The sequence below is a fragment of the Thalassovita sp. ABM4_323 genome (assembly GCF_056158665.1).
This window is the reverse complement of record NZ_JBSWTS010000007.1, coordinates 1230882-1244432: the sequence shown is the minus strand read 5'-3', so window position 1 is coordinate 1244432 and position 13551 is coordinate 1230882. Positions and strand designations below refer to the sequence as shown.

Here is a 13551-nt window from a genome sequence, read left to right as displayed (position 1 = left end):
GTTAGCGCCCGTTCAGCCCCGATTTCGCCCCCAGCCCCAAAAAGAAGCGGGTCACCAGAAAGGCCAGCAAAGCCTGCAAGACCACGGCCCCCAACAAAAGCCCCGCCCCCATCGGCTGAGCCATCATCGCGCGCAGCTGAGGAATGACAAAGGTCATCACAACGCTGAAAATCATGGTGATCGCCAACACAATAAGCGCGGCCGTACGGGCGAATTTCCACATCTCGCCGCTTTCGGGCAAACGCCCCAGGCGGCGGGCAAATCTGTTGCCCTCGATCATCGCAGCGAACAGAGGCGGCAGAATCACCATGCCCCCGTTGGATATGTCGAAATCAAAGATCTGCAGCACCAGCAGCGACAGGAACCACAGCCCAACACTGACGCCGACAAAGACAATGACATAACGGGTAATGTTCATGAGTTTTCTCCTGCGCGGGCCATGTCCATCAGGCGGCGCATTTCTTGGATGGCTGGGGTCAGGCCTCGGAAAATGGATTCGCCGATGATGAAATGGCCGATGTTCAGCTCCATCACCTCTGGGAAGGCCGCGATGGGCGCAACGGTGTCGTAGGTCAGGCCGTGGCCCGCATGGACCTCCAGCCCCAGAGAATGCCCATAGGCCGACATGTCGCGCAGCGCGTCCAGTTCGGCGTCGCGGTCATCGAAACGCCCTTCGGCATGGGCATCACAATAGGCCCCTGTATGCAATTCGATCACCTGCGCCCCGATACGCGCGGCGGCTTCGATCTGTTTATTGTCGGCGGCAATGAAGATCGAAACGCGGCACCCGGCCTCACGCAAGGGCGCAATGAAATGCGCCAGTCGGTTTTCTTCGCGCGCGACTTCCAGACCGCCTTCGGTAGTGCGCTCTTCGCGTTTCTCGGGGACGATACAAACCGCATGCGGTTTGTGCCGCAGCGCGATTTTCTGCATTTCATCGGTCGCGGCCATTTCAAAGTTCAGCGGCACCGACAAGACCTCCATCAGACCATCAATATCCGCGTCCGAGATGTGCCGCCGGTCTTCGCGCAGATGCGCAGTGATGCCGTCTGCGCCCGCTTCTTGCGCCAGTTTGGCGGCGCGCAGCGGGTCCGGATACGCCCCACCCCGCGCGTTCCGCACGGTGGCGACATGATCGATATTCACACCCAGACGCAGTTTTCCCAAAGGCTCCATCGCCTTCTCCTTCGCTCTTGCTCGGCTACCCCGTGCGGCAGACCCTAGTCGGGTTTTTTGCCGTCGTCAGCCGCCAGATGCGCTTTTTTCTTCAGGGCTGCAAGTTTTGCCTTCAGCGCGCCTTTGCGACGTTTCTGATAGGCGCGGATCAGGGGAACACTGACGTAATAGGCGATCAGACCGGCAATCAGGCCAGGGATGATTCCACCGATCATGAAGGGAAAGAACACCTCGTCATAAAAGACACGCAGGTTGTGCCATTCAACGTCGTGCCCATTGAACATGGCCAGTGCGTTGTCTTTCAGGTTTTCGCCCGCATCCACGAATTTTTCAGCCAACGAGCGATGGACCTCGTGATCCTCGCGATGGCCGCGCCCCAGCAGGAAATACCCGGTTTTCATGCTGATCACGCCGATCGGCACATAGGTCAGCGGATTGCCAAAGAACGTGCCCAGCAACGCGGCCAGAATATTGCCGCGCACGACAAAGGCCAGCACCCCTGCCACGACAAAATGCATCCCAAAGAACGGTGTGAATGTCGTGAAAACCCCGGCAAAGATGCCGCGTGCGATCTTTTCGGGCGAATCCGGAAGACGGCGCAACCGGTGTTTTACATATTGCGCAGCGCGCCCCCATCCCCCGCGAGGCCAGAAGAATTCGAACACGATCTTCCAGATCGGTCTTCTGTCCCTGCGTTTAAATACCACGGGAGGCGCCCTTTCTTATCCCGAAAACCCACTTAAACGTGCCGGTTCCCGATGGCGACCAACGGCGGCGACGTCGCCCTCCGCTTCGAGCGCTGACATCAAAGAATGCAGATGTTCAGCGTCGCGCAGCTCGACATCCACCACCAGGCGGAAAAAGTCGGGCTTGCGATCCACGAATTGCAGGTCCGAGATATTGGCCTTCTGCTCGCCAATCAATGTGCAAATACGCCCCAGGACCCCAGCATCGTTCCCGATGGTCAAATCCAACGACACCGCATGCACCGGCGGGTGTTGACCGGCATGCCAATGCAGATCAATCCAGCGCTCGGCCTGATCCTCATAGGTGGCCAGAGCCTCGCAATCGATGGCGTGCACCACAACACCGCGGCCGCGATAGGTGATCCCGACGATCCGCTCGCCCGGCAGGGGCTGGCAACAGGGCGCCAGATCAAAGGATTGATCCGCAGACAGGCCCACAACAGCGCGTTCGGGTTCGACGACATCGCCCTCGACCGAGCTGAGTTCGGGATAGACCGCATGGATGACTTCGCGCGCGGTCAGTTCCGCGCTGCCCAGACGCGCCAACAACTCGTCGCGCCCTTCGATCCGCAGATGCCGCGCGGCGGTATCCAGCGCCTTGTCCGTCGATTTCTTGCCCACATGCTCGAAGGCCGAGCGCGCCAGCTCTTTGCCCAATTTGATAAACCGTTCGCGATCCACGGCGCGCAACGCCCGGCGAATCGCGGCTTTGGCCTTGCCGGTGGTCGCGATCTCAAGCCAGGTCCCCTGGGGAGTCTGCCCCTCGGCGGTGATGATTTCCACTGACTGGCCGTTCTTGACCCGCGTCCACAGCGGCACGCGCATCCCGTCCACCTTGGCCCCAACGCAAGCGTTGCCGATCCGGGTGTGAATCGCATAGGCGAAATCAATCGGCGTGGCCCCTTTGGGCAGTTTCACAACCTCGCCCTTGGGGGTGAAGCAGAACACCTTGTCCGAGTACATCTCCAGCTTGACCGCTTCCATGAACTCGTCGTGGTCTTCCTCGGCGCCCATCTGTTCGGTCAGGCTGGCAATCCACTTGGCGGGATCCACGGCAAAGGGGTTCTGCGCACGCACACCGTCACGATACGACCAATGCGCGGCCACACCGGTTTCGGCCACATCATGCATCTGGCGGGTTCGAATCTGTACCTCGACCCGTTTGCCATCCCGCCCGGAAACCGAGGTGTGGATCGACCGGTACCCGTTTGTTTTGGGCTGGCTGATATAATCTTTGAAGCGCCCCGGCACCGCGCGCCAGCGTTGGTGGATCACTCCCAGGGCGCGATAGGCGTCCATTTCAGTGTCGGTGATCACCCGGAACCCATAGATATCGGACAGGCGGCTAAAGCCCATGCCCTTTTCTTCCATCTTGCGCCAGATCGAATAGGGTTTTTTCGCGCGGCCAAACACCTGGGCGGGGATATTCGCCTCTTCCAATTCGTGGCGCATATCGCCGGTGATCCGATGGATCACGTCCCCGGTTTCCTTTTTCAGATGCACAAAGCGGCGCATGATGCTGGCGCGGCCATCGGGGTTCAGCACGCTAAAGGCCAGGTCCTCCAGCTCTTCACGCATCCATTGCATCCCCATGCGCCCGGCCAGCGGGGCAAAGATATCCATGGTCTCGCGCGCTTTTTGCACCTGTTTTTCGGGACGCATCGCGCGGATCGTGCGCATGTTGTGCAGACGGTCAGCCAGCTTGACCAGAATAACCCGCAAGTCCTTGGACATGGCCATGAACAGCTTGCGAAAATTCTCGGCCTGCTTGGTTTCACTGCTCGAGAGCTGCAGGTTGGTCAGCTTGGTGACGCCATCGACCAGATCGGCGACATCGCTGCCGAACATTTTTTCAACGTCCGAGTAGCTGGCCTTGGTGTCTTCGATCGTGTCATGCAGCAGCGCGGTGATGATGGTCGCATCATCCAGGCGCTGTTCGGTCAGAATGGCGGCCACGGACACCGGGTGGCTGAAATAGGGCTCGCCCGAATGGCGGTACTGCCCTTCATGCATCCGCAGGCCAAAATCGTAGGCCTTGCGGAGCAAGTCTTCGTTGGTTTTCGGATTGTAATTGCGGACCAGAGCGATCAGATCATCAACCGCGATCATAAAACCCGCTTTCCGTGGTTCAGGTCAGGCTTAGCCTTGCCCTTGAGCTTCCATCAGCTGACGCAGCAGCATTTCTTCGGACATGTCGTCCGCGGCCGGCTTGTCCTCGGGCTCGCCACCGCCCATCAGCAGGGCCATGTTGTCGTCTTCGGGCATGTCGACCTCGATCTGGGTCTGGTTGCTCTCGATCAGACGCTCGCGCAGTTCGTCGGCCGATTGGGTTTCCTCGGCGATTTCACGCAGGGCAACAACGGGGTTCTTATCGTTGTCACGGTCCACGGTGATCGGGGCACCAGCCGACACTTCACGTGCACGGTGAGCAGCGAGCATTACCAGCTCGAAACGGTTGGGAACCTTGTCTACGCAGTCTTCAACGGTAACGCGGGCCATCGGGCACTCCAATCAGAGGGGTGAGGTGTATGAAAGGCGCTTTCTAGGCTCAAAATAAGGGATTGACAACCCAAATTTCAAATCGGTTTTACCGCCTCTTGTTCACTTTTCGGCAAGGTTTCGCACATTTGTTGCGCAGTCTTTCCCAGCACCGGATGCGTCCAATCCGCGGCCACATCCAGCATCGGCACCAAAACAAAGGCGCGATCCTGAAGGCGCGGATGCGGCAGGATCAGCTGCCCCGGGGCCTCTGACTGTTGTCGATCCAGGGGCAAGTCCAGCCAATGGCGGAACTGCGCGACATCGGGCAAAACCCTTTGTCCATAGGCGATCAGGTCGATATCCACCGTGCGGGCCGCCCAGCGCGATTGGCGTTCACGACCCAGATCGGCCTCGACTTCATGCAGCACGGTCAGCAGGGCCTCTGGCCCCAGATCGCACCTGACCACAGCGGCGGCATTCACATAGTCCGGCCCCGCCCCCGCCGGAAAACAAGGTGTCTGGAAAAAGCGGCTGCTCTTCACGATCTCGACCCCTTTCAGCGCAAGTTTCCCGAGCGCCAGCCGCAACAAATCGCTTGGTCCCTCAGCACCAAGCGACTGATTCGACCCCAGGGCAAGCACGATGACTTGATCGTTTTTCAGCAAGACCCTATCCTTTCGAGCGTAGTAACCCACTTGCTAACTGTTTCTGATAAACTTAATTCTGCTCTTAGTCGCGCCTGTTTTTTTCACTCACACACTCACGGAAGATCGGCGCGCCCTATAAATCGGAAGGGAATTTGATGTTCTATAAAGACGAACGGCTGGCGCTGTTCATCGACGGATCGAATTTATATGCTGCCGCCAAAGCACTTGGCTTTGACATTGATTATAAGTTGCTCCGCCAGGAATTCATGCGTCGCGGAAAACTGCTGAGGGCCTTTTATTACACCGCCCTGCTGGAAAATGACGAATACTCGCCCATCCGACCGCTGGTTGACTGGCTGCACTATAACGGCTTCACCATGGTGACCAAACCGGCCAAGGAATACACCGACAGCCAGGGCCGCCGGAAGGTCAAAGGCAACATGGATATCGAACTGACCGTCGACGCCATGGAACTGGCCCCACGTGTCGACCATATCGTTCTGTTCTCGGGTGATGGGGATTTCCGCCCGCTGGTGGAATTGCTGCAACGTCAGGGTGTCCGGGTCTCGGTCGTCTCGACGATCCGCAGCCAACCGCCGATGATCGCGGATGAACTGCGCCGTCAGGCCGACAACTTCATCGAGCTGGACGAACTGAAAGAAGTCATCGGTCGCCCCCCGCGCGAAGTCCCGATGGATCGCGAAAGCGCCTATACATCGTAAGACCTTGGGGACGGGGTCACGGCCCCGTCAGACCCGTCTGGCGAACAGCAGATTGGGCACTATTGCGCCGCATTCATCATGTTGTGCCTGTCGATGATACGCTTGGGCCAGGTGCTTTTGATAAAAGCCAGAACGGCTAGTATCTCGACATCTGTCAGGATCTCTTCGTACCCCGCCATCCTAGAGCGATACCCATTTCCAACCATGGCCTCGGTCCCATATTTGGTGATCAGAAACAGCTGTTTGTCCGGGTGATGCCAGGTGTGGCCTGTTTCATCATGCGGCGGAGCCGGCAGGTATCCTTCCTCGTCGCGGTCGCGCCAATTTGGCTCTCCTTTCAGATCCGCCCCATGGCAACTGGCGCAGTTTTCGGCATACACATCGCGCCCCAGGTTCACCACGTTCGGATCGGTATACGGGAATATCCCCTCGGCCTGCGCCGCACCGACCCATCCGACAAAGATCACCAAATTGCCTATCGCACGCATGGGCTGCCTCCGTTTTTTGTGCTCCTATCACAAAGTGCACCTTCGCAAACATCAATGGTTGCGGCCTCACAGTTCTGTGTCTGAGCTTGGCGCTGGGGCTGGACCCCGGGCACCCAAGGCCTTACCTGTGTCCCTAACAGGAGGCCCGCATGACGAAATCGCCGCTGACCATCTATCTTGCCGCACCGCGCGGGTTCTGCGCTGGTGTGGATCGCGCAATCAAGATCGTCGAAATGGCGATCCAGAAATGGGGCGCGCCCGTCTATGTCCGTCACGAGATCGTGCATAACAAATTCGTGGTGGACAGCCTGCGCGATCAGGGTGCCGTCTTTGTAGAAGAGCTGGAAGACTGCCCCGATGATCGCCCCGTGATCTTTTCCGCGCATGGCGTGCCGAAATCGGTTCCTGCCGCGGCCGAGACCCGTAACATGATCTGTGTGGATGCGACCTGTCCGCTGGTCAGCAAGGTGCATATCGAGGCCGAGCGCCATTCCCAAAACGGCCTGCAAATCATCATGATCGGCCATGCGGGTCACCCCGAAACCGTCGGCACGATGGGGCAACTGCCGGACGGAGAGGTCCTGTTGGTGGAAACGGTCGAGGACGTCAGCAGCGTTCAGGTGCGCGATCCGGCAAACCTGGCCTTTGTCACGCAGACCACACTGTCGGTGGACGACACGATCGACATCATTGCTGCGCTGAACAACCGGTTTCCCCAGATCGTGGGCCCGCACAAAGAAGACATCTGTTACGCCACAACGAACCGACAGGCAGCGGTGAAGGCGATCGCGCCTCGCTCCGAGGCGCTGCTGGTTGTCGGCGCGCCGAATTCATCGAATTCCCGCCGTCTGGTCGAGGTCGCCTCGCGCAATGGCTGCGACTATGCGCAACTGGTCCAGCGAGCCTCGGACATTGACTGGCGCGCGTTGGGCGAGATCCGCACTTTGGGCATCACGGCTGGGGCTTCGGCCCCCGAGGTGCTGATCAACGAGGTGGTCGATGCCTTCCGGGACCGGTTCGATGTCAAGGTTGAAATTGTCGAAACCGCCCAAGAGAATATCGAGTTCAAAGTTCCCCGCGTTCTGCGCGAACCTGCCTGAGGCCCGCATGATCTCCGCTCAATTCCTGCTGACTGCTTTGGTGGTCGTTCTGGCCCCCGGCACGGGGGTGATCTACACATTGGCCATGGGGCTGGGCCAAGGTCGGCGCGCGGCAATCCTTGCGGCCCTGGGCTGTACCTTGGGCATCGTTCCGGCCATGGCCGCCGCGATCCTGGGGCTGGCGGCGGTCATGCACAGCTCGGCCCTGTTGTTCCAGGCCGTCAAATTCGCGGGCGTGGCCTATTTGCTGTGGCTGGCGTGGCAGGCCCTGCGCAGCGGCGGCGCCCTGTCGATCGATGGCCAGAAATCCCATCAATCCGCCTTGGCCATCGCGCGCCGAGGCATTCTGATCAATACGCTCAATCCCAAGCTATCCATCTTCTTTCTGGCGCTGCTGCCGCCGTTTCTCAGCGGCGATCCGTCCGCGGCCACGCCCGAGATGCTGACGCTGGGCGCAGTCTTTATGGTGATGACATTTGTGGTGTTTGTTCTCTATGGGATCTTCGCGGCAGCCGCGCGTCGATTGATCCTGTCCAGCGACCGCGCGATGCGCTGGATGAGCCGGTCGTTCGCGGCGATCTTTGCCCTGCTAGCCGGGCGCCTGGCCCTGGAACGGGCATGACCCAGGATCCCCAGACCATCCAAGTGTATGACGAACGGGCCGAGGAATATGCCTCGGTCACGGCGAACCATATCGAAACGCCGTTGCTGCACGAGTTCATCCTGGCCTTGCCTGCGGGCGCAGAGGTTCTGGATCTGGGCTGCGGGCCCGGTCTGTTTGCCCAAGCCCTGCACGAACGCGGCCTGCATGTCGACGCGACCGATGCCTCGGCCGAAATGGTGGCCCTGGCCAATCGCCAACCAGATGTCACGGCCCGTCAGGCCAGCTTTGCTGACCTGAACGACCAAGAAAAATACGATGGGGTCTGGGCCAATTTCAGCCTGCTCCATGCGCCCCGCGCGGAGATGCCCGGCCATCTGGCCCGCATTCATGCCGCGCTAAAGCCGGGTGGCGCGTTCCACATGACCGTCAAAACCGGCACCGGCGACAGCCGCGACCGGCTGGGGCGCTACTATACCTATTATCAACCCGACGAGATGCGCAGCCTGCTGGAAACCGCGGGCTTCACCGTCACGAAAATCACCCCTGGACGCGACAAAGGGCTGGACGGGTCCTTGTCAGATTGGATATCCGTAGCCTCCTATGCCTAACCTATTTGCCTATACCGACGGAGCGTGCTCTGGAAATCCCGGCCCCGGTGGCTGGGGCGTTTTGCTGCGCGCCATGGACGGGGATACCGTCGTGAAAGAACGCGAACTTTCAGGCGGCGAGCCCGAGACGACCAACAACCGGATGGAGCTGTTGGCCGCGATCAACGCCCTGGAAACGCTGGCGAAACCGTCTACCATCACCGTGGTGACCGACAGCGCCTATGTGAAAAACGGGGTCACCGGCTGGATTTACGGCTGGAAGCGCAACGGCTGGAAAACCGCCGCCAAGAAGCCCGTGAAAAACGTCGAGCTGTGGCAACGCCTAGACGAAGCCCAAGCCCGCCACGACGTGACCTGGGAATGGGTCAAAGGCCACGCAGGCCACCCCGAAAACGAACGCGCAGACGAGCTGGCCCGCGCAGGCATGGCCCCGTTCAAACCGGCCAAGACAGGCTAATGAGCGCGCTGGCGCTGCTGGATTACGCCTCGGTCGCGGTGTTTGCGCTGACCGGTGCACTGGCAGCCTCGCGCGCGCAGCTAGATCTGGTGGGGTTTGCCTTCATCGCGTGCCTGACGGCTGTGGGCGGCGGCACCCTGCGCGATCTTTTGCTGGACCGGAACCCACTGTTCTGGATCGCGCACCCCACCTATATCGGCGTCGCTGCCGGGGCCGCTCTGCTGGTATTCTTTACCGCGCATCTGTTCGAAAGCCGCTATCGCCTGCTGCTGTGGCTGGACAGTATCGCGCTGGCCGTGGCCGTTCCGGCGGGGGTCAGCCTGGCGCTGAGCCTCAACCAGCCTGCGCCCATCGTGCTGATCATGGGCATGATCACCGGCACCTTCGGCGGATTGATGCGCGATGTGGTCTGCAACGAAGTCCCGCTGGTCCTGAAACAAGGCGAGCTATACGTCACCGCCGCCTTTGCCGGATCCGCCGCCGCACTGATCGCGCAATGGCTGGGCGCGGGCACTCCGATCAGCCTTCTGACCTGTGCGGGCACCACCTGGGCCTTGCGCGCGGGGTCATTGGCGTTCGGCTGGCAATTGCCCGTTTACAAAAGCCGACCGCCGAAACAGTGATCTATTCCTGGATATAGGTTTGCCACAGCCAGATCAGCAGCATCGCGCCCAAAACGGCCCCGATCAGCCCGGCAAAGGCCCCCATCACGCTCAGCAAGAACCGCAGGACCAGCCCACCAATCAACGCCCCGGCGATCCCGATCGCGACGGTGGGAATGATGTCCATTTCCAGCTTCATCAGGCGTGTCGCCAGAAACCCGGCCGCAGCCCCAATGATGACCAACCAGATGACGCTCATGACACTCTCCTATTTTCGATAGCGCGTCGGCACGATGATCAGCGCCCCAATCGAGCTGAGGATCGCATCCACCCCGGCACTGCCAAACCGCAGGCCAAACATGATCCGCACAAAGTAGAACAACAACGCCCCGCCCACGCAAATGATGATCGAGGGCACATAGCCATTGCGCGTGAACCCCGTCCGCTCGGACACATATCCCACGATTCCGGCAATCACGACGGTTCCGATCATGGTGGGAAACATGGCACTCTCCGGGTTACAGACGCGTGCCCTTGGGCAAAGGCATCCCGCGCAGAAATTCCAGAGCATCCTGCGCGCCCTTGCCCGCCCGTTGCAAGCGCAAAAGCTGCACCGCCCCGGTTCCGCAGGCCACGCTCAGCGCCTCGTCCAGAACCTCTCCGGGGTGCCCAGCGCCTTCGGCCAAACGCGACGCCAACAATTTCACCCGCACACCGTCGACCTCGATAAAGGCGCCAGGAAAGGGCGACAGGCCGCGAATCTTGCGGTCAACCTCTTCGGCAGAGACGGACCAATCCACAGCCGCCTCGGCCTTGTCGATCTTATGCGCATAGGTCACGCCTTCATCGGGTTGCACCTCGGGTGTCAGGTCCGGCAACCGCGCCAGCGCCTCGACGATCAGATCGGCCCCCATCACCGACAAACGGTCATGCAAACCCGCCGTCACCTCCTCCGCCCCAATCGGGGTGGCCCGACGCAACAGAACAGGCCCGGTATCCAGCCCAGCCTCCATCTGCATGATACAAACCCCGGTTTCGTGATCCCCTGCCATGATCGCCCGATGGATCGGCGCCGCCCCACGCCAGCGCGGCAACAGACTGGCATGAATGTTCAAACACCCCTCCCGTGGCGCGTCCAAAATCGCCTGTGGCAACAGCAACCCATAGGCCACAACAACGGCCACATCTGCCTTCAAAGCGGCAAACTCTGCCTGCTCCTCAGACCCTTTCAAGGACACCGGATGACGCACATCCAACCCCAACTCCAGCGCGCGCGCATGCACTGGCGTTGGGCGCTCTTTCTTCCCGCGCCCCGCCCGGCGCGGCGGCTGACAATAGACAGCAGCGATCTCATGCCCGGCCCTAACCAAAGCCTCCAAGACCGGCACCGAGAACTCCGGCGTTCCCATGAAAACAACTCGCATCCGGTCGCCTTTCTTTGCTCTTCAAATACTCCCGCCGGAGGCATCCCCGGCCAAGCCTCAGCGCAGTTTTCGCGCTTTGCGGATCAACATATCCCGCTTCATTTTGGACAGGTGGTCAAAATACATCTTGCCAGCCAGATGGTCGATCTGGTGCTGAACGCTCGTGGCCCAGAGGCCGACAAAGTCACGCTCTTCCATCTCGCCCGTCTCGTTCAAGAACCGCACCGTCACCGCGCGCGGTCGTTCGATCTTGGCCGACACACCCGGCAGATTGGGGCTGGCTTCCTCGTGCGGGCGCAGCTGAACGCTGGCGTGCAACACCTCGGGGTTGGCCATGCGCACGACCTGCCCGCGCGCCTCCGAGGCATCCACGACCGCCAAGCGCTGCATCACACCGATTTGCACAGCCGCCAGACCAACGCCCGGCAGGGCCTCCATCGTGTCGATCATATCGTTCCAGATCGCACGCGTATCATCGGTAATTTCGGCCACATCTGCAGCCACCATACGCAACCGTTTGTCCGGCCAGGGAAGACAGACCCGAGCCGTCACGCGCGCGCCCGCTCGCGCTTCAGCTTTTGCATCTTGCGCGTGATCATCTGGCGCTTGAGCGGCTTCAGATAATCAATGAACAGCTTGCCATTCAGGTGGTCGATCTCGTGCTGCACACAGGTCGCCCACAGCCCGCCGAAATCCTCGGTCTGCTCGTTCCCGTTCATGTCCATCCAGCGCACCGAGACATCGGCAGGCCGCGTGACCTCGGCATATTGATCGGGGATGGACAGGCAGCCCTCTTCGTAGACATTGGTGTCGTCCGAAGAGGCGATGATCTCGGGGTTGAACATGATCAGCGGGCGGGGCGTTTCACCCTCTTCCTTGACGCAATCGAGCACAATCAGGCGGTGCATCTTCCCGATCTGCGGCGCCGCCAATCCAATGCCCGGCGCATCATACATGGTTTCCAGCATGTCGTCGGCCAGGGTGCGCAGCTCATCCGACAGATCGGCAACAGGATCGCAGACTTTCTTGAGCCGAGGGTCGGGATGGATCAGGATCGGATATTTCATGAGGGGCATTTATGATATGGCCAAGCCCCGCGCAATGGGCCAAAGTTTCGCGCAGGCAGGCGAGTCCGACAGTGGATCGGATCATAATTCCGTTTTTTCGACATTGTTGGTAAATTCTACCCTAATTTTGCAACTATGTAGAATTTACTTTCATTTTCTAAAGTAATATTAGAACAATCACCCAACCCAGGCGACACCTTGTCTCTTGGTTGAATATCTGTCTAGGGTCCAAATCAGACCACCAAGGAGACCGCACATGAATTTCGACGAGATCATCAACCGCTTTGGCAGCCATTCTGTCAAATGGGACATGATGGAGAAACTCTATGGCGTTCCCGCAGCCGAGGGCATCCCGATGTGGGTGGCCGATATGGATTTTCCCGCCCCTCAATGCGTTCAGGACGCGGTGCAGCGCCTGCACGACCACGGGATCTATGGCTATTACGGGGATGACAGCAGCTATCGCGCGGCGATCTGCTGGTGGATGGAGAACCGCCACGGCTGGGAGGTGGACCCCAACGCCATCTTTACCACGCATGGTTTGGTTAACGGCACCGCGATGTGTGTTGAAACCTTTACCCAGCCGGGCGACGGCGTGGTTCTGATGACGCCGGTCTATCACGCCTTTGCCAAGGTCATTCGCGCCAATGGTCGCCGGGTGATCGAATGCGATCTGCGCAACAATGATGGCCGCTATGAAATGGATTTCGAGGCCTGGGACGAACAGATGGATGGCTCGGCCAGGATGCTGGTTCTGTGCTCGCCCCATAACCCGGGCGGGCGTGTCTGGACCCGCGAAGAGCTGCAAGGTGTCGCGGATTTCGCCAAGCGCCACGACCTGATCCTTGTGTCGGACGAGATCCACCATGATCTGGTCTTTTCTGGTGCAAAACACATCCCGATGGCCCATATCGACGGTATTCAGGACCGGCTGATCATGATGACGGCCACCACGAAAACCTTCAACATTGCGGGCAGCCATTCGGGCAACGTGATCATTCAGGACCCGGTGCTGCGCCAAAAATTCGCCAACCGGATGATGGGGCTGGGCTTGTCGCCCAACGCCTTTGGTCTGCACATGGCCGAGGCCGCCTATTCGCCCGACGGGGCCGCTTGGGTGGATCAGCTGGTCGCCTATCTGGAGGGGAACAAACAGCTGTTCGATGCGGCAATCAACGCCATTCCGGGCCTGAAATCCATGCCGCTGGAGGCCACCTATCTGGCCTGGGTCGACTTTTCCGGAACCGGGATGAGCCGCGCAGAATTCACCAAACGGGTCGAACAGGGTGCCAGGATCGCGGTGAACCATGGGCCGACCTTTGGCTCGGGCGGCGAGGATTTCCTGCAATTCAACCTGGCCACGCCTCGCCCGCTGGTGGAGCAAGCGATCGAGCGGATGCAGGCCGCGTTTTCAGATTTGCAATAAAGC

At 60.0% G+C, this 13551-nt stretch carries 19 protein-coding genes; 7 read left to right on the top strand and 12 right to left on the bottom strand.

Translation table 11 applies throughout. The annotated features are described in order from the left end of the window. Nucleotide 1 precedes the first annotated feature (1 nt). The 6 genes from ACXADQ_RS08530 to folK form a co-directional block, all read right to left on the bottom strand. On the bottom strand, nucleotides 2-418 hold the full coding sequence (locus ACXADQ_RS08530) for an ABZJ_00895 family protein (protein WP_475318830.1): 417 nt from the start codon (nucleotides 416-418) through the stop codon (nucleotides 2-4). Continuing rightward, a complete protein-coding gene (locus ACXADQ_RS08525) occupies nucleotides 415-1176 on the bottom strand; it encodes a pyridoxine 5'-phosphate synthase (RefSeq protein ID WP_475318827.1) in 762 nt (253 codons plus the stop codon). Before ACXADQ_RS08525 ends, ACXADQ_RS08530 begins: the two co-directional genes overlap by 4 nt. Nucleotides 1177-1220: 44 nt before the next feature. Continuing rightward, nucleotides 1221-1883 (bottom strand): DUF2062 domain-containing protein, encoded by a 663-nt coding sequence (locus ACXADQ_RS08520; RefSeq protein ID WP_475318822.1) that lies wholly within the window; start codon nucleotides 1881-1883, stop codon nucleotides 1221-1223. A gap of 15 nt (nucleotides 1884-1898) precedes the next feature. Then, nucleotides 1899-4031: a RelA/SpoT family protein gene (locus tag ACXADQ_RS08515; RefSeq protein WP_475318816.1), complete on the bottom strand. Its 2133-nt coding sequence runs from the start codon at nucleotides 4029-4031 to the stop codon at nucleotides 1899-1901. A 30-nt stretch (nucleotides 4032-4061) separates the two neighbouring features. Further along, entirely contained in the window at nucleotides 4062-4421 is a 360-nt protein-coding gene (gene rpoZ, locus ACXADQ_RS08510; protein ID WP_420568549.1) for a DNA-directed RNA polymerase subunit omega, read from the bottom strand. A 77-nt stretch (nucleotides 4422-4498) separates the two neighbouring features. Beyond that, on the bottom strand, nucleotides 4499-5068 hold the full coding sequence (gene folK, locus ACXADQ_RS08505; RefSeq protein ID WP_475318809.1) for a 2-amino-4-hydroxy-6-hydroxymethyldihydropteridine diphosphokinase: 570 nt from the start codon (nucleotides 5066-5068) through the stop codon (nucleotides 4499-4501). A gap of 137 nt (nucleotides 5069-5205) precedes the next feature. Here folK and ACXADQ_RS08500 point away from each other — a divergent pair, with 137 nt between their 5' ends. After that, nucleotides 5206-5772, top strand: coding sequence for a LabA-like NYN domain-containing protein (locus ACXADQ_RS08500; protein WP_475318802.1), 567 nt, complete (start codon nucleotides 5206-5208; stop codon nucleotides 5770-5772). A 59-nt stretch (nucleotides 5773-5831) separates the two neighbouring features. Here the strand turns inward: ACXADQ_RS08500 and ACXADQ_RS08495 are convergent, their stop codons facing one another. Then, the gene (locus ACXADQ_RS08495; RefSeq protein WP_475318798.1) at nucleotides 5832-6260 is read right to left on the bottom strand and encodes a c-type cytochrome; all 429 of its coding nucleotides are present in this window, start codon (nucleotides 6258-6260) and stop codon (nucleotides 5832-5834) included. 149 nt (nucleotides 6261-6409) lie between these two features. Between ACXADQ_RS08495 and ispH the strand changes: the two genes are divergently transcribed. Genes ispH through ACXADQ_RS08470 form a run of 5 tightly spaced genes read left to right on the top strand, consistent with a single transcriptional unit; the run spans nucleotide 6410 to nucleotide 9652 of the window. After that, complete coding sequence (ispH, locus tag ACXADQ_RS08490) at nucleotides 6410-7360, top strand: 4-hydroxy-3-methylbut-2-enyl diphosphate reductase (protein WP_475318791.1); 951 nt, start codon at nucleotides 6410-6412, stop codon at nucleotides 7358-7360. A 7-nt stretch (nucleotides 7361-7367) separates the two neighbouring features. Continuing rightward, nucleotides 7368-7982 carry a LysE family translocator gene (locus tag ACXADQ_RS08485; protein ID WP_475318785.1) on the top strand — a complete coding sequence of 205 codons (615 nt, stop codon included), beginning with the start codon at nucleotides 7368-7370 and terminating at the stop codon, nucleotides 7980-7982. Next, entirely contained in the window at nucleotides 7979-8572 is a 594-nt protein-coding gene (locus ACXADQ_RS08480; protein WP_475318780.1) for a class I SAM-dependent DNA methyltransferase, read from the top strand. Before ACXADQ_RS08485 ends, ACXADQ_RS08480 begins: the two co-directional genes overlap by 4 nt. Then, on the top strand, nucleotides 8565-9029 hold the full coding sequence (rnhA, locus tag ACXADQ_RS08475) for a ribonuclease HI (RefSeq protein ID WP_475318772.1): 465 nt from the start codon (nucleotides 8565-8567) through the stop codon (nucleotides 9027-9029). The genes ACXADQ_RS08480 and rnhA overlap by 8 nt, the downstream gene beginning before the upstream one ends. Next, nucleotides 9029-9652: a trimeric intracellular cation channel family protein gene (locus ACXADQ_RS08470; protein WP_475318766.1), complete on the top strand. Its 624-nt coding sequence runs from the start codon at nucleotides 9029-9031 to the stop codon at nucleotides 9650-9652. The genes rnhA and ACXADQ_RS08470 overlap by 1 nt, the downstream gene beginning before the upstream one ends. Before the next feature lies 1 nt (nucleotide 9653). On the opposite strand, the gene ACXADQ_RS08465 is transcribed toward ACXADQ_RS08470, so the two are convergent. The 5 genes from ACXADQ_RS08465 to def (ACXADQ_RS08445) are packed head-to-tail and all read right to left on the bottom strand — an operon-like array spanning nucleotide 9654 to nucleotide 12122. Beyond that, complete coding sequence (locus ACXADQ_RS08465) at nucleotides 9654-9890, bottom strand: GlsB/YeaQ/YmgE family stress response membrane protein (protein ID WP_475318761.1); 237 nt, start codon at nucleotides 9888-9890, stop codon at nucleotides 9654-9656. Nucleotides 9891-9899: 9 nt separating this feature from the next. Then, nucleotides 9900-10136, bottom strand: coding sequence for a hypothetical protein (locus ACXADQ_RS08460; protein WP_475318755.1), 237 nt, complete (start codon nucleotides 10134-10136; stop codon nucleotides 9900-9902). Nucleotides 10137-10149: 13 nt separating this feature from the next. Next, a complete protein-coding gene (gene fmt / locus ACXADQ_RS08455) occupies nucleotides 10150-11055 on the bottom strand; it encodes a methionyl-tRNA formyltransferase (protein ID WP_475318752.1) in 906 nt (301 codons plus the stop codon). A 57-nt stretch (nucleotides 11056-11112) separates the two neighbouring features. Further along, the gene (gene def, locus ACXADQ_RS08450; protein ID WP_475318745.1) at nucleotides 11113-11607 is read right to left on the bottom strand and encodes a peptide deformylase; all 495 of its coding nucleotides are present in this window, start codon (nucleotides 11605-11607) and stop codon (nucleotides 11113-11115) included. Next, nucleotides 11604-12122, bottom strand: coding sequence for a peptide deformylase (def, locus tag ACXADQ_RS08445; RefSeq protein WP_475326054.1), 519 nt, complete (start codon nucleotides 12120-12122; stop codon nucleotides 11604-11606). Before def (ACXADQ_RS08445) ends, def (ACXADQ_RS08450) begins: the two co-directional genes overlap by 4 nt. A 256-nt stretch (nucleotides 12123-12378) precedes the next feature. On the opposite strand from def (ACXADQ_RS08445), the gene ACXADQ_RS08440 reads away from it, so the two are divergent. Then, complete coding sequence (locus ACXADQ_RS08440) at nucleotides 12379-13548, top strand: MalY/PatB family protein (protein ID WP_475318741.1); 1170 nt, start codon at nucleotides 12379-12381, stop codon at nucleotides 13546-13548. Nucleotides 13549-13551: the final 3 nt, after the last annotated feature.

What these genes read in the sequence shown, in the direction of transcription:
- ACXADQ_RS08530 (WP_475318830.1), bottom strand. Translation starts at nt 418, where the DNA reads ATGAACATTACCCGTTATGTCATTGTCTTTGTCGGCGTCAGTGTTGGG.
- ACXADQ_RS08525 (WP_475318827.1), bottom strand. Translation starts at nt 1,176, where the DNA reads ATGGAGCCTTTGGGAAAACTGCGTCTGGGTGTGAATATCGATCATGTC.
- ACXADQ_RS08515 (WP_475318816.1), bottom strand. Translation starts at nt 4,031, where the DNA reads ATGATCGCGGTTGATGATCTGATCGCTCTGGTCCGCAATTACAATCCG.
- rpoZ (WP_420568549.1), bottom strand. Translation starts at nt 4,421, where the DNA reads ATGGCCCGCGTTACCGTTGAAGACTGCGTAGACAAGGTTCCCAACCGT.
- ACXADQ_RS08500 (WP_475318802.1), top strand. Translation starts at nt 5,206, where the DNA reads ATGTTCTATAAAGACGAACGGCTGGCGCTGTTCATCGACGGATCGAAT.
- ACXADQ_RS08495 (WP_475318798.1), bottom strand. Translation starts at nt 6,260, where the DNA reads ATGCGTGCGATAGGCAATTTGGTGATCTTTGTCGGATGGGTCGGTGCG.
- ispH (WP_475318791.1), top strand. Translation starts at nt 6,410, where the DNA reads ATGACGAAATCGCCGCTGACCATCTATCTTGCCGCACCGCGCGGGTTC.
- ACXADQ_RS08485 (WP_475318785.1), top strand. Translation starts at nt 7,368, where the DNA reads ATGATCTCCGCTCAATTCCTGCTGACTGCTTTGGTGGTCGTTCTGGCC.
- ACXADQ_RS08480 (WP_475318780.1), top strand. Translation starts at nt 7,979, where the DNA reads ATGACCCAGGATCCCCAGACCATCCAAGTGTATGACGAACGGGCCGAG.
- rnhA (WP_475318772.1), top strand. Translation starts at nt 8,565, where the DNA reads ATGCCTAACCTATTTGCCTATACCGACGGAGCGTGCTCTGGAAATCCC.
- ACXADQ_RS08470 (WP_475318766.1), top strand. Translation starts at nt 9,029, where the DNA reads ATGAGCGCGCTGGCGCTGCTGGATTACGCCTCGGTCGCGGTGTTTGCG.
- ACXADQ_RS08465 (WP_475318761.1), bottom strand. Translation starts at nt 9,890, where the DNA reads ATGAGCGTCATCTGGTTGGTCATCATTGGGGCTGCGGCCGGGTTTCTG.
- ACXADQ_RS08460 (WP_475318755.1), bottom strand. Translation starts at nt 10,136, where the DNA reads ATGTTTCCCACCATGATCGGAACCGTCGTGATTGCCGGAATCGTGGGA.
- fmt (WP_475318752.1), bottom strand. Translation starts at nt 11,055, where the DNA reads ATGCGAGTTGTTTTCATGGGAACGCCGGAGTTCTCGGTGCCGGTCTTG.
- def (WP_475326054.1), bottom strand. Translation starts at nt 12,122, where the DNA reads ATGAAATATCCGATCCTGATCCATCCCGACCCTCGGCTCAAGAAAGTC.
- ACXADQ_RS08440 (WP_475318741.1), top strand. Translation starts at nt 12,379, where the DNA reads ATGAATTTCGACGAGATCATCAACCGCTTTGGCAGCCATTCTGTCAAA.